The 12,921-nt window shown below is 70.0% G+C and carries 13 protein-coding genes and 1 tRNA gene; 7 read left to right on the top strand and 7 right to left on the bottom strand.

The features are described 5' to 3' along the window. Position 1 precedes the first annotated feature (1 nt). From BLW82_RS17700 to BLW82_RS17680, 5 genes are all read left to right on the top strand, one after another. Positions 2-1,576 (top strand): NADH-quinone oxidoreductase subunit M, encoded by a 1,575-nt coding sequence (locus tag BLW82_RS17700; RefSeq protein ID WP_093499714.1) that lies wholly within the window; start codon positions 2-4, stop codon positions 1,574-1,576. Then, the gene (locus BLW82_RS17695; RefSeq protein ID WP_093499713.1) at positions 1,573-3,096 is read left to right on the top strand and encodes an NADH-quinone oxidoreductase subunit N; all 1,524 of its coding nucleotides are present in this window, start codon (positions 1,573-1,575) and stop codon (positions 3,094-3,096) included. Before BLW82_RS17700 ends, BLW82_RS17695 begins: the two co-directional genes overlap by 4 nt. A 239-nt stretch (positions 3,097-3,335) precedes the next feature. Then, positions 3,336-4,199, top strand: a complete 864-nt coding sequence (gene htpX / locus BLW82_RS17690; RefSeq protein WP_093499712.1) for a zinc metalloprotease HtpX — start codon at positions 3,336-3,338, stop codon at positions 4,197-4,199. Continuing rightward, positions 4,196-4,588, top strand: a complete 393-nt coding sequence (locus BLW82_RS17685; RefSeq protein WP_093499711.1) for a YccF domain-containing protein — start codon at positions 4,196-4,198, stop codon at positions 4,586-4,588. The genes htpX and BLW82_RS17685 overlap by 4 nt, the downstream gene beginning before the upstream one ends. Positions 4,589-4,720: 132 nt before the next feature. Then, positions 4,721-5,287: an SMI1/KNR4 family protein gene (locus BLW82_RS17680; RefSeq protein WP_093499710.1), complete on the top strand. Its 567-nt coding sequence runs from the start codon at positions 4,721-4,723 to the stop codon at positions 5,285-5,287. 85 nt (positions 5,288-5,372) lie between these two features. On the opposite strand, the gene BLW82_RS17675 is transcribed toward BLW82_RS17680, so the two are convergent. After that, positions 5,373-6,641, bottom strand: coding sequence for an APC family permease (locus BLW82_RS17675; RefSeq protein ID WP_371131349.1), 1,269 nt, complete (start codon positions 6,639-6,641; stop codon positions 5,373-5,375). Between the two features lie 181 nt (positions 6,642-6,822). Between BLW82_RS17675 and BLW82_RS17670 the strand changes: the two genes are divergently transcribed. Next, positions 6,823-7,089 carry a GlsB/YeaQ/YmgE family stress response membrane protein gene (locus BLW82_RS17670; protein WP_093508100.1) on the top strand — a complete coding sequence of 89 codons (267 nt, stop codon included), beginning with the start codon at positions 6,823-6,825 and terminating at the stop codon, positions 7,087-7,089. 97 nt (positions 7,090-7,186) lie between these two features. Here BLW82_RS17670 and BLW82_RS17665 read toward each other — a convergent pair whose 3' ends face one another. Continuing rightward, positions 7,187-7,675 (bottom strand): YajQ family cyclic di-GMP-binding protein, encoded by a 489-nt coding sequence (locus BLW82_RS17665; protein ID WP_093499708.1) that lies wholly within the window; start codon positions 7,673-7,675, stop codon positions 7,187-7,189. 226 nt (positions 7,676-7,901) lie between these two features. Between BLW82_RS17665 and BLW82_RS17660 the strand changes: the two genes are divergently transcribed. Beyond that, positions 7,902-7,983 (top strand) — tRNA-Tyr (locus tag BLW82_RS17660). A gap of 174 nt (positions 7,984-8,157) precedes the next feature. On the opposite strand, the gene BLW82_RS17655 is transcribed toward BLW82_RS17660, so the two are convergent. The 5 genes from BLW82_RS17655 to ssb all read right to left on the bottom strand — a co-directional run bounded on the left by BLW82_RS17655 (position 8,158) and on the right by ssb (position 12,912). Further along, positions 8,158-9,537 (bottom strand): tyrosine-type recombinase/integrase, encoded by a 1,380-nt coding sequence (locus BLW82_RS17655; RefSeq protein WP_093499707.1) that lies wholly within the window; start codon positions 9,535-9,537, stop codon positions 8,158-8,160. Positions 9,538-9,597: 60 nt separating this feature from the next. Further along, positions 9,598-9,786, bottom strand: a complete 189-nt coding sequence (locus BLW82_RS17650; RefSeq protein ID WP_093499706.1) for a helix-turn-helix transcriptional regulator — start codon at positions 9,784-9,786, stop codon at positions 9,598-9,600. Between the two features lie 156 nt (positions 9,787-9,942). After that, positions 9,943-11,208 (bottom strand): DUF3631 domain-containing protein, encoded by a 1,266-nt coding sequence (locus tag BLW82_RS17645; RefSeq protein WP_093499705.1) that lies wholly within the window; start codon positions 11,206-11,208, stop codon positions 9,943-9,945. Between the two features lie 190 nt (positions 11,209-11,398). Next, positions 11,399-12,367: a bifunctional DNA primase/polymerase gene (locus tag BLW82_RS17640; RefSeq protein WP_093499704.1), complete on the bottom strand. Its 969-nt coding sequence runs from the start codon at positions 12,365-12,367 to the stop codon at positions 11,399-11,401. Positions 12,368-12,456: 89 nt separating this feature from the next. Then, the gene (gene ssb / locus BLW82_RS17635) at positions 12,457-12,912 is read right to left on the bottom strand and encodes a single-stranded DNA-binding protein (protein WP_093499703.1); all 456 of its coding nucleotides are present in this window, start codon (positions 12,910-12,912) and stop codon (positions 12,457-12,459) included. Positions 12,913-12,921 lie beyond the last annotated feature (9 nt).

Raw genomic sequence — 12,921 nt, 5'->3', positions numbered from 1 at the left:
CGTGATCGATATCAGCGAGTCCGTGATGCAAGTTCTTCTGGCACTGATCGTCGTAGGCCCGCTGCTCGGCGCCGTCGCCGCCCTGCTGCCCGCCCCGCCCGGGCTGAAGGGGAAGTCGCCCGAGCAGGCCGTACTCCGGCACGGCGTGACCGTGACCGGCGCGATCCTCGCCGCCGCGATCGTCCTCGCGCTCGGCTTCGACCACGACCATCCGTCCAGGATGCAGGCCACGACCGACATCAGCTGGATCCCCGCACTCGACGTGCGCATCCACCTCGGCATCGACGGCATCTCCCTCCCCCTCGTGGTCCTGACCGCGCTGCTGACCTTCCTCTGCGCGCTCTACTCGTACTTCAACCCGCCCGCGGGACCGTCCCCGAAGGCCTTCGTCGCCCTGCTGCTCGTCCTGGAGTGCGGCGTCCTCGCGAGCTTCGCCGTCCTCGACCTGCTGCTGTTCTTCCTCGCCTTCGAGACGGTGCTCGTCCCGATGTACTTCCTCATCGCCCGCTGGGGCGGTGCGGGACGGACCCGGGCCGCCTGGAAGTTCATCCTCTTCACGCTGCTCGGATCCGTCGTCATGCTGCTCGGCCTGCTCTTGATCGGAATCAAGGCGGGCACGTTCGACATGGTGGCACTCGCCACTGACAACGGCCGGTCGCTGACCACATCCGTGCAGGTCATCGCCGTTCTGGCGATCGGGATCGGGCTCGCGGTCAAGACCCCGATGTGGCCGCTGCACAGCTGGCTGCCGGACGCCCACACCGCCGCGCCGACCGTCGGCTCGGTACTGCTGGCCGGTGTCCTGCTGAAGATGGGCACGTACGGGTTCGTCCGGATCCTGCTGCCGGTCGCGCCGGACGGGTTCCGTACCTTCGCGCCGTACCTCGCAGCCTTCGCGGTTGTCGGGATCATCTACGGGTCCCTGGCCTGCCTGAACCTCGCCAAGCGAGGCGCGCGGGGCGATCTCAAGCGTCTGATCGCCTACTCCTCCGTCGGCCACATGGGCTTCGTCCTGCTCGGCATCGCCACCATGACGCCGACCGGCGTCAACGGCGCCCTGTTCGCCAACATCGCCCACGGTCTCATCACCGGTCTGCTCTTCTTCCTGGTCGGCGGCCTCAAGGACCGCACCGGCACGACCGACCTGGACACCCTCGCCGAGGAGACGGGGGCCGCGCTGTACGGCAAGGCACCGCGCCTCGGCGGCCTGCTCGCGTTCGCCGCCGTCGCCTCGCTGGGGTTGCCCGGGCTCGCCGGGTTCTGGGGCGAGATGCTGGCCCTGTTCGGCGCGTTCAAGCCCGCCGCCGGCCTCAGCCGCCCGGCCTTCCTGACCTTCATGGCGATCGCCGCCTTCGGCACCCTGCTGACGGCCGCGTACATGCTGGCCGTGGTCCGCCGCGTCTGCATGGGCGCCGCATCACAGGAAGTGCCCGAGCTCGCCGACGTCCGCAACTACGAGTTCGCGGCCTGGACCCCGCTCGTCGTCCTCACCGTCGTCGCCGGACTGTGGCCGAAGGCCCTGCTCGGTCTGACCGACCCGGCCGTGCAGCAGCTCCTCGCAGGAGGCACCCGATGAGCGCCCTGGCCCAGCCACTGGCCGCTGACCTCGTCCAGTCCGTCGACTGGCTCGCCATCGCTCCGCCCACCCTCACCGCGGCTGTCGGCCTGGCCGTCCTGGTCGCCGACCTGTTCGTACCCGAGGCGAGGAAGCCGCTCCTCGGCTGGATCTCGGTCGCCGGACTCGCCGCGGCCGCCCTCCTGCTGCTCCCGCTCCTCGGCCACGACCGCAGCACCTTCTGCCTCGCCGGTGCCACGCGCGCGTGCAGCTACACAGCCGACCGGTTCACCCTGGTCGTACAGTTCCTCGTCCTCGGCGGCGCCCTGCTCACCGCTCTGCTGTCCGTCACGACCCTGAAGGACGGCGACCGCCGCTACCCCCAGGGCGAGTTCTGGTTCCTGCTGCTCTCCTCGGCCGCCGGTGCCGCCCTCCTGCCCGCCTCCCGGGACCTCGCCACGCTGGTCGTCGCCCTGGAGGTGGCCTCCCTGCCCGCCTTCGCCCTCGTCGGCATCCGGCACGGCGACAAGAAATCCTCCGAAGCGGCCCTGAAGTTCTTCCTGTCCTCGGTGACCGCGACCGCCGTCAGCCTCATGGGCATCAGCTTCGTGTACGCCACCACGGGCAGCCTCTACCTCACCCAGGTCGCGGACCGGATCCAGCACGTCGACGGACAACTGCACACGCTCGCCCAGACGGGCGTCGTGCTCACCCTCGTGGGTTTCGCGTTCAAGACGGCCGCCGTTCCCTTCCACTTCTGGGTGCCCGACACCTACGTCGGCGCGCCGCTCCCGATCGCCGCCTACCTGTCCGTCGTCGGCAAAGCCGTCGGGTTCTCCGGACTGATCCTGGTCACCGTCGTCGCCTTCCCGTCGTACGCCGACGTCTGGGGCCCCGCGCTCGCCGCCCTCGCCGCACTCACCATGACCGTCGGCAACGCGGCCGCCCTGCGCCAGCGGGCCACGCGCGCGTACAGCGCGGTACGGCTGCTGGCCTGGTCGTCGGTGGGACAGGCCGGCTATCTGCTGGTGCCGATCGCAGCCGCCGGATACAGCGCGGACGCCCGGAAGGCCGTCGGGTCCACCGTCGCCTACGCCCTCATGTACGCCGCGGTGAACCTCGGCGCCTTCGCCGTGGCCGCGGCAGTCGCCCGAACCGAGCGGCTCAACCGGATCTCCGACTACCGCGGCCTGTACGCCAGGAACCCGCTCACCGCCCTGCTCCTCGCGTTCTTCCTGCTCTGCCTCGCCGGACTCCCGCCCGGCGTCATCGGCCTGTTCGCGAAGGTCACCGTCTTCTCTGCCGCCGTCGACGCCGGCCTCGGCTGGCTCGCCGTCGTCATGGCCGTCAACGTGGTGATCGCCCTCTACTACTACCTCCAGTGGGCGGCCCTCCTGTTCCGAACGCCCGAGGGCGAGCCCGCCAGGCACCGCCTCCCCGCCCCTCTCACGGCCGCGCTCGCCCTCACCGGCACCCTCGGCGTCGTCCTCTCCGGCGCTCCCCAGCTGGTACTCCGCTTCGCCACCTCCGGCCTGTTCTGACGCCGTCGCGCGCCTGCACGCGCGCGTGCAGGCCGTCCGCCCGCCCGCAGGGCAAGGCCCCTCACCCGGACGGCTCACCCCGCGCACAGCGGGCACAAGGGAACTAGTGGCCGTCGCCTGGCGTTGACCAGTGCGGGAGGGTCCACTGGACGTGACACCACGACACCGGTGGCATCGCAGATCGGAAGGCAGCACCGCAGGCAAAGGGTTCCCCTGCCGCACGACTTGGAGGGCGTACCGTGCACCGCCGGCACAACGGGCTCAGGACCGCAGTTCTCCTCGGGGGACTGTCGGCACTCATCATCGTCATCGGCAGCTTCTTCGGCCGGACGGGTCTGATCGTCGCGGTCCTCGTCGCCCTCGGCACGAACGCGTACGCGTACTGGAACAGCGACAAACTGGCGCTACGCGCGATGCGCGCCCGCCCGGTGAGCGAGTTCGAGGCACCGGCCCTGTACCGGATGGTCCGCGAGCTCTCCACCCAGGCCCGCCAGCCCATGCCCCGCCTGTACATCTCCCCGACCGAGGCACCGAACGCCTTCGCCACGGGCCGCAATCCCCGCAACGCCGCCGTGTGCTGCACGGAGGGCATCCTGCGCCTCCTGGACGAGCGGGAACTGCGCGGCGTCATCGGCCACGAACTCAGCCACGTCTACAACCGCGACATCCTCATCTCGTCGGTCGCCGGCGCCCTCGCCTCGGTGATCATGTTCCTGGTCAACTTCGCCTGGCTGATCCCGGTCGGCCGTTCGGACGACGACGACGGCCCCGGCTTCCTCGGCCTGCTGCTGATCATGATCCTGGGCCCGCTCGCCGCCAGCCTCATCCAGCTCGCCATCAGCCGCTCCCGGGAGTACGAGGCGGACGCCTCCGGCGCCCAGCTCACCGGCGACCCGCTCGCCCTCGCCGGCGCCCTGCGCAAGCTGGACGCCGGCACCAAACAGCTCCCGCTGCCTCCCGAGCCCAGGATCGAGACCGCGAGCCACATGATGATCGCGAACCCCTTCCGCCCGGGCCAGGGACTGTCCAAGATGTTCTCGACGCACCCGCCCATGGCGGAACGGATCGCCCGGCTAGAGAAGATGGCAGGTCGCCCTCGGTGAAGACCATCCTGAACATCGTTTGGCTCGTCCTGAGCGGCTTCTGGCTGTTCCTCGGCTATCTGCTCGCCGGCGTGATCCTGTGCGTCACGATCATCGGCATTCCCTTCGGCCTGGCCGCTTTCCGTATCGGCGTGTACGCCCTGTGGCCCTTCGGATACACGACCGTGGAGCGCCGCGACGCGGGTGCCCCTTCCTGTGTCGGCAACGTGCTGTGGCTGGTCCTCGCGGGCTGGTGGCTGGCCCTCGCCCACATCGTCACCGGCATCGCGATGTGCCTGACGATCATCGGCATCCCGTTCGGCATCGCCAACTTCAAGCTGATCCCGGTCTCCCTGCTTCCGCTCGGACGCGAGATCGTCCCCACGGACCAGCCGTTCGCGACCCGCTGACCGCACTTCGCCCGACCCGACCCGGCGTCTCCGGCCACGAGTTGTCCACAGGCGGGGGCGGGGCCGGAGCGTTCGGCCGCAGGTTGTCCACAGGCCGGCGCGGATGTCAGTGGCGGCCTGCATCATGAAGCCATGACCGAGATCGAGCAGTTGCTGACACGGGTGACCGCACAGGCCTGCAACTCCCGTCCGTGGGGCTGGCCTTCACTTCCCGCGCCCGTCGACGCCACCACGCTCGACCGCGCCGGGCAGACCCTCGGCTTCCCGCTGCCACCTCTCCTCGCGGCGCTCTACGAGCGAGTGGGCGACGGCGGTTTCGGTCCGTCGTACGGCCTGCTGCCCCTGCTCGACTCCGCGCCCTCGGGGGAACCGGCCGCCGTCACCCAGTACCTCACCAACCGCGAGTACGGCCGCAAGAACCCGGACCGGCCCTGGCCCGAGGGCGTCCTGCCGATATCCCACTGGGGCTGCGGCATGTACGCGTGCGTGGACTGCAGGGACCCGCAGGCCGCGGTCCTGCTCTACGATCCCAACGCCGACGGCGCCGACGGCGCCTGGTTCGTGGACGCGCCCAGCCTCACCGACTGGCTGCGCGTCTGGCTGGAGGGCACGGGCTGGTACGAGGAGACCGACGAGGGCACTGATCTGGCGCTCTGGGCCGGTTTCCGGACCCGCACGGCCCCGGAGCGGGCCCTTTGAAGGACGGCGCCTGCCGAGCGCGACCGTCGCGGTCGCACGCCGCAGCCCGCGGTCGCGGTGGCTGCCATCGTGGCGGCCACCGTTGCTACCGGGCCACCACCCACCGCCGTACGGCGTACGCCGCCGCACCCACCGCCAGTACGGCCGCCCCCACGACCACCGAGATCACCGGCAGCGCGAAAGCGAGGACCACACACCCCAGCAGTCCCACCGCCGGTACCGTCCGAGCGCGCAGCGCCGGATCCAGCGTCCACGCCGAGGCGTTGGCCACGGCGTAGTACGCCAGCACCCCGAAGGAGGAGAAACCGATGGCACCCCGTACGTCCGTGGTCGCCGCCACCACGGCGACCACCGCGCCGACGGCCAGCTCCGCGCGGTGCGGGACCTGGAAACGGGGGTGCACGGCAGCCAGCGCCGGCGGCAGATGACCGTCGCGGGCCATGGCCAGCGTCGTCCGCGACACCCCCAGGATCAGGGCCAGCAGCGAGCCGAGCGCGGCCACCGCGGCCCCCACCCGCACCACGGGCACCAGCCCCGGTACCCCGGCCGCCCGCACCGCGTCGGCCAGCGGCGCGGCCGCCCGCCCGAGCCCGTCCGCGCCCAGCACCGAGACCGCGGCCACCGCCACGCACGCGTACACCACCAGCGTGATCCCCAGAGCCAGCGGGATCGCACGCGGAATGGTGCGCACAGGGTCCCGGACCTCCTCGCCGAGGGTCGCGATCCGCGCGTACCCGGCGAACGCGAAGAACAGCAGACCAGCCGCCTCAAGCACCCCGCCCACGCCCGTCGGCAGTCCGACGTCCAGCCGCCCCGCGTCCGCCGCCCCGGACGTCAGGCACACCACCACCACGGTCGCGAGGACCGCCAGCACCACGGCCACGATCACCCGCGTCAGCCAGGCAGACTTCTGGATGCCGCCGTAGTTCACGGCGGTCAGGGCCACCACGGCGGCCACCGCCACCGCGTGCGCCTGCCCCGGCCAGACGTACGCGCCCACGGTGAGCGCCATCGCGGCGCAGGACGCCGTCTTGCCGACGACGAACGCCCAGCCCGCGAGGTATCCCCAGAAGGCGCCGAGCCGCTCCCGCCCGTACACGTAGGTACCGCCCGACTGCGGGTACCGGGCGGCCAGGCGTGCCGAGGACATGGCGTTGCAGTAGGCGACCAGGGCGGCGACGGCGAGAGCCGGCAGCAGCCCCGACCCTGCGGCGCGGGCGGCGGGGCCGAGCGCGGAGAACACGCCGGCCCCGACCATCGAGCCGAGACCGACGATCACCGCGTCGCGCACGCCCAGCGTGCGCCGCAGACCGGAGGAAGGAGGAGGGACCACCCGGCGCACCCTACTGATCAATGCAACCGTGCGGTATCGCCCAGGCGTCCTCGTCATCGACAAGGCACGAACACACGCGCGACGGACACACACGGACGTGCCGGACGGCCTGTCCGGCACCACCGGTCCGGCACAGCCGGCCCGGACCGAAATCACAGGGCCGGAACAGTGCGAACACAGCGCGGAAGGGCAGGTTCAGGTCATGGGCATCATCAGCTGGATCATCCTGGGACTGTTGGCCGGCGCCATCGCCAAAATCCTGCTGCCCGGACGCGACCCGGGCGGCTTCATCGGTACGACCCTCATCGGCATCGTGGGTGCGTTCCTCGGCGGCTGGATATCGGCCCGCTGGCTGGACCACCCGGTCACCAAGAACTTCTACGACGGCGCGACCTGGGTGGCGGCGATCGGCGGCTCCCTGGTCCTGCTGATCGCCTACCGCATCCTGTTCGGCAACTCGCGTGACTGACCATCCCCGGCCGGTCCCGTCGCACTAGTGAGCGAGCAAGTACGAGGAGGGCGGGCACCACGTGGTGCCCGCCCTCCTCGTACTTCGAAGGCGCCGCCTACCGGTAGTTCACGAACTGGAGCGCGAAGTCGAAGTCCTGGCCCTTCAGGAGCGCGATCACGGCCTGGAGGTCGTCGCGGCTCTTGGAGCTGACCCGCAGTTCGTCGCCCTGCACCTGGGCCTTCACGCCCTTGGGCCCCTCGTCGCGGATGATCTTCGCGACCTTCTTCGCGTTCTCCTGGGAGATGCCCTCCTCGATCGACGCGAAGATCTTGTACTCCTTGCCGGAGAGCTGCGGCTCACCCGCGTCCAGCGCCTTGAGCGAGATGCCACGCTTGATCAGCTTCGACTGGAAGACGTCGAGGATCGCCTTGACCCGTTCCTCGGAGTTCGCCTGCATCAGGATCTTCTCGCCGGACCAGGCGATCGAGGCGTCCACGCCCTTGAAGTCGTAACGCTGCGAGACCTCCTTGGCGGCCTGGTTGAGGGCGTTGTCGACCTCCTGCCGCTCGACCTTCGAGACGATGTCGAAACTGGAGTCGGCCATGTCCTGTGGCTCCTTGTATCGGGGGTGTGACGGGATGCGTCGCGGCGCGCAACGGCAGCCGCCGAGCCCGGGGTGGGGACCGGGCCGCATCCGCACCAGCCTAGCCACCCCGCGTCCCGTGGGCGGCGATCAATCGGGTGGCGGAGCACCCCTGCGGATCGGGTATTGTTTACGTCGTTGCCAGGGAGCACCGCCGAAAGGCGGTTCGGTCTGGCGGCAAAACCCCGGCGGTGTGCCCGAGCGGCCAAAGGGAGCAGACTGTAAATCTGCCGGCTCAGCCTTCCCAGGTTCGAATCCTGGCGCCGCCACACTGGGGAAAACCCCCTCTGACCAGGTTCTTAGCCTGGTCAGAGGGGGTTTCTCGTTGATCGGCCCCGTTCGATTCGGCGTGGACGGGACGTGGACGTGTCTCACCCCGTACCGCCCAAATCTCACTGTCGGTCAGTGCGTGTCCCCCAGGTGTCCCCCGGGGGTGAGCATGATCACTCGGGCCCATTCCACTCCCGAAGTGCCGCATCGATCCGACTGTTGGCACGCTCCCGGGTCTGGTCCAGCACCTTGGCGTACACCTTGTGCAGGACTGCGATGCTGTGCCCTGCCCGCCGGGCGCACTCCATGGCGTCCACGCCGGAACTGAGCCAGAACGACACACCGGCGTGCCGCAGGTCGTAGGGGCGGCGGGCGAGCAGTGAGGACGTCTCCGCCTCGCTCAGGACATTTTGTCGAGCCTTTGCCCACACCTCCCCATAGCCGGTCTCCTGAAGTAGGCCGTTGCGGCTTGTCCTGAACAGCCGGCCGTCCGGCGCCGTACCGTGTGCGGCGATGTGCTCCCGCAGCATGCGGACGAAGTGCGGCGGGATCGGCACCGGACGGGAGTCCTTCTTGGCGCGCGCTTTCAGGTGGCGGGTCTCGTGTGCCGCCCCGTCGTTCGTCCAGCTCCGCCCTGCCCGGACGATGCCCTGCCGGAGGGTGAGCATCCCCCATCCCGTCTCCGGGAGGTGGCACTGATCCGCGCGCAGTCCGGCAGCCTCAGCCGGACGCATGGCCGCGTAGTACAGGCACCCGAAGAACGCTTCCAGGTGCCGCCCGCGCGCCCCCTGCTCGCGGACTCCCGCCAGTAGCGCGCGAACCTGGCGAGGGTTGGCGACGCTCTCGGGGTCCACCGCCTCAACTGACTTCGGAGCCGTCCACTTCACGGCCGAGAGCGGGTTGACCGGCATGCTGAAGTACTGCTCTTCGACAGCCAGTCCGAGAACGTCGCTCAGGCACGCCCGCTTTCGCTTCGCGGTACGCGGCGAAGCCTCCTTCCCGTCCAGTCTCAGGGCGAGAGCGTCCAAGGCCAGTCGGACGGTGGCCGGGTCTTCCAGCGCAGAAACCGGCATGGAGTGCTTGGCGATCCACTCCAGGGCGCGGGCCACGTCGTCCGGTGCAGTCTCGTTCCAGCGGTTCCGGTTGTACGCCCACCCGTAGAGAGCGCGTCGCAGAAGCGCCGGATCGGGCATGCCGGCCTTCGTCTTCACGAGCGCGGGGGTGATGGTGGCGAGCGCGTCGGCGTAGTTCTTGCGCGACTTGGCCGGCGCCAAGGCCCACTTGCGGCCGACGTACGTACGGGTGTGCTCGTACCAGGTGACGGAGCCCAGTCTCGCGCGCAGCTCGGAGACAGGAAGCCCCGTCTCCTCGTCGAACTGGTCGCCGCGCCGCACAGCGGACATCAGTTCCGAACGGCGGCCCTCAGCCTGCGCTTTGAGCGTGTAGCTCTTGGAGTGCTTGCGCTCCCCGACCAGCCAACGGAGGCGATATGGCTTCGGGCGGTCCTTGCGGACCTCGATGGCGTAGAGGCGAACGTCGTAGGTCAGTGACATGCGAACTCCAGAGGGGCCCGCTAAAGCGGGCCCCTCGTGTCTCGTGGGTACCGGGAGGAGTTAGGCGGCGGTGTCTTCCATGGACGCCCACCACGCGTCCAGGTCGGAGCGCCGACAACGGAGTTGACCATTGGGGAGCTTGATGAGCTTGGGCGCCTTGCCGCGGGCACGCATGCGGTAGAAGGCGGCGCGGCTCATCTCGATCTCTTCGAGGACTTCGGGGAGCTTGAGCATCTTGGGGCGAGCCATCGTTGCGACTCCTCGTCTTGGCCTTCTGGGGAATCCGCAACATCCGCCACGCCGCAACATTGCTGGTCAGCGGCTTGAATCTGTGGCGGATGCCGTTTCTGTTGCGGATAGGTGCCGCCGCGCGGGGCACGCGGCGGCACCGTGGGGTGTAGCTGGTCAGCCGACGCTGCGAAGGGTGCGTGTGTCGGATTCCGCGAACATGTGGCGGGTCTCGGAAGGGGTATCCGCCACAGATTCACCCTCGTTGACCTGCGGTGTTGCGGCTGTTGCGGATGTTGCGGATTCTCCGGGGGGAGGGGGGCAGTAGCGGGCCCACGCGTCGCTGAGGTCCTCCGCGTAGTAGCCCTTCGGGGTGGTGCTGCCGACGCGGATTCCCTTGGGCTTGATCGGGGTGTTGTCGGGGCGGACGTATTGGCTCAGGAGCTTGGCCATGGCGCGGGCGGTGAGCGGCTTGATCTGCTGCCCGTCCTCGCTCATGTCGGCCCACGGCGCGTCGTCGATGCTGAGGAGGACTTCGAGGATGGCGGCGGTGGGCAGCTTGTCGACTCCGCAGAACACGCGGTCGCGCAGGTCGGTCAGCAGCCGCACCCCGAGGGAGGCCTCGTCGCCTTCCCGTGCGGCCTTGATGAGGGCGACGCAGGCGGCGCGGGCGCGTTCGGGCCAGTGCCCGCCGGCCGCGTCGGCCACCGCGAGCAGGGGTTCCCACACGTCGGCCGGCCGGTCGGTGACTCCTTCGGGCATGTCGGGCCAGGCGTTCGCGATCTGGTCGTGCAGGGGGGCTGCCCAGTCGGCGAGCCGGTCGCGCAGGGCGTGGCCCTGCTTCTCGTGGACGCGGCGCCGGTAGGGCTCGCACTTCTCGTTGGGCGCCTTCTTGCGCATGCGGATGATGACGGAGCGGGTCAGGATCGTGTCCGGAAGCGAGCCGAGTCCGGCCATCGCGACCGCGCAGAACGACGGGAGGAACGCGGCTTTCTGGTCGGATCCGTCCCCGATGCAGCGCAGGGACTTGGCGCCGCGCCGGTAGCCGGAGTTGAGGAACCCGCGGACTTCCTCGTTCCCGCCTGCTTTCGGGCCGAAGACGGTGTCGATCTCGTCGAACAGCAGCGTTGGGGTGCCCTCGTCAGCCGAGACGAGCCGGAACAAGGCGTTGGCGGAGGCGTTGACGGTGGTCGCGGAGCGCGGGGTGAGGGTCTCGATGATCTCCAGTGCCCGTGACTTCCCCGAGCCCGGTTCGGGGCTGAGGAAGGCGATGCGGGCGGTGCTGTCAAGCGCGTCCATCAGGTGCGCGTGCGCGTCCCACAACGCGACGGCGACGTAGGCGTGCTCGGTGGGGAAAACGTTGAAGCGGCGGTGGAAGGCTTCGACCTCGTCAAGCAGGGCGGCGCCGTCGATGGACGGCTCGGGTGGGGTGGTGCTGGTCATGCGGCGGTCCTCCCTTCGAAGTGGGGCAGCAGGCGCACGGTGCGGTGAGTCGGGGGGAAGAGCTGAAAGGACGCCCTTCGGGCGACCTTCTGTCGGCCGCCCACGGTCCTCACGCTGCGAGCGAGCAGCGCGCAGCGCGGGCCGTAGGGGTTGGGAGGGAGGCAATCCAGGTGGGGGGAGCGGGCGGCGTTCATACGGCTTCCCGCGGTGTGGCGTGGGCGGTGATCCACTCCATGGCGCTGCGGATCGTCGTGCGGCACTCGGCAGCCGACAGGCCCGTCGATTCCCCCGCCGCCTGGATTGCCTCTTCGACCGTGTGCCGGGAGATGTGTCCCCAGGCCACGAACCGGGCCACCTTGCAGGCGCTGCGGTACAGCGTGTTGTTGCGGCCGACGGGCCCGCCCTCGCTGGCGGCGGCCACGACCGCGCATTCGCGTTCCAGCGCGGTCCGGGCGGCCTTGGTGCCGTCCCTGACCGGCGCCAGGGCGGGCGCCTGCGCCGGTTTCACGGGTTCGGTGAGCAGGGCGGCCAGCCATCCGGGCAGGGGCGCCACGACGGCGGCTTCCGCGACGTCATAGGTGCCTTGGGGGGTGGTGCTGCCCGCGGCGACGACGTAGCCGCCCCAGGCCCGGGTGTCGATGTGCGGACCGAGCTTCTTCACCGTGCACTTCAGCCGGACGCCGGGTGGGGTGGTGAAGTACAGGTGCTGGCCCCCGCTGGGGGTCCGCACCCGGTAGGTGAGCGGGAAGGGCTGGCCGGCGCGCTCGCAGAGCGCGTTGAAGGTAGTGGCGCCGTCAGGCGCTCCTTCCTGCTCTTTTGTCTTCGGCACGTCCAGGTCGACCACGAGCAGACCGGCCGGGCCGGTCGCGATCCCCACGTTGTACGGGCGGCTGGCCCATGCCGTGTGGATCAGGTCGGGGTCGGTGGTGGCGCGCTGTTCCGGGGTGCGGTGCCCGCCCGCGCACCGGCCTGCTCGGGGGCAGTCCCGTTCGGGGTGCCCGGAGGGGCGTTTGGCTCCAGGGTGCAGCGGGATGACGGGCCAGCCGCGCTCAGCGGACAGCAGGGCGGCGGCGAGCAGGTGCAGGCTTTCCAGGGCCACGGTCACCGGCTGGTCTGTGCTGCGGTCGTCCGCTTTCGGGACGACGGTGAGGTGGGTCATGCTGGATTCCTCCAACAGGTCTGTTGTGGACTGGTTGGCCGGGGCGGTCGCGTGTCTTTGGCGAGATCGGGCGACCGCCCCGGGCGTGGTTAGAACGGGGGCTCTTCGCTGAACTGGGCTCCGGCTGCGGCGCTGGTCTTGTCCCACGGGTTGTCGCCGGCCGGGCCGTTCTGGGTAGCGCGCTTGGCGTTGACCGTGACGGTGGTGAAGCGGACGGACGCGCCGATGTCGTCGATTTCGACGGCGAGCATGGAGCGCTTCTCGTTCTGGTCGGTGGTCCAGTCGTGTTGGCGCATTCGGCCGGTGGCGACGACGCGTGAGCCCTTGGTCAGGGATTCGGCGACGTGTTCGGCGAGGGTGCGCCAGGCGGCGCAGCGGTAGAAGGCGGTGGTGCCGTCCTTCCACTGGTTCGACGTGCGGTCGAAGCTGCGCGGGGTGACGGCGATGGTGAACTTGGCGAGCGCGGCGCCGCCTTCGGTGAACTTCAGCTCGGGGTCGTCGGTCAGGTTGCCGACGAGGGTGATCGGGGTCTCTCCGAACGACATGCTGATGTC

It is taken from the genome of Streptomyces sp. Ag109_O5-10, assembly GCF_900105755.1.
Classification (GTDB): domain Bacteria; phylum Actinomycetota; class Actinomycetes; order Streptomycetales; family Streptomycetaceae; genus Streptomyces.
This window is presented reverse-complemented; position numbering and strand designations above follow the sequence as displayed.

Bases quoted from the DNA above. Each gene is read 5' to 3' on its own strand.
- BLW82_RS17695 (WP_093499713.1), top strand. From the start codon at position 1,573: ATGAGCGCCCTGGCCCAGCCACTGGCCGCTGACCTCGTCCAGTCCGTC.
- BLW82_RS17680 (WP_093499710.1), top strand. From the start codon at position 4,721: ATGACCGAGATCGAGCAGTTGCTGACACGGGTGACCGCACAGGCCTGC.
- BLW82_RS17670 (WP_093508100.1), top strand. From the start codon at position 6,823: ATGGGCATCATCAGCTGGATCATCCTGGGACTGTTGGCCGGCGCCATC.
- BLW82_RS17665 (WP_093499708.1), bottom strand. From the start codon at position 7,675: ATGGCCGACTCCAGTTTCGACATCGTCTCGAAGGTCGAGCGGCAGGAG.
- BLW82_RS17655 (WP_093499707.1), bottom strand. From the start codon at position 9,537: ATGTCACTGACCTACGACGTTCGCCTCTACGCCATCGAGGTCCGCAAG.
- BLW82_RS17650 (WP_093499706.1), bottom strand. From the start codon at position 9,786: ATGGCTCGCCCCAAGATGCTCAAGCTCCCCGAAGTCCTCGAAGAGATC.
- BLW82_RS17645 (WP_093499705.1), bottom strand. From the start codon at position 11,208: ATGACCAGCACCACCCCACCCGAGCCGTCCATCGACGGCGCCGCCCTG.
- BLW82_RS17640 (WP_093499704.1), bottom strand. From the start codon at position 12,367: ATGACCCACCTCACCGTCGTCCCGAAAGCGGACGACCGCAGCACAGAC.
- ssb (WP_093499703.1), bottom strand. From the start codon at position 12,912: ATGTCGTTCGGAGAGACCCCGATCACCCTCGTCGGCAACCTGACCGAC.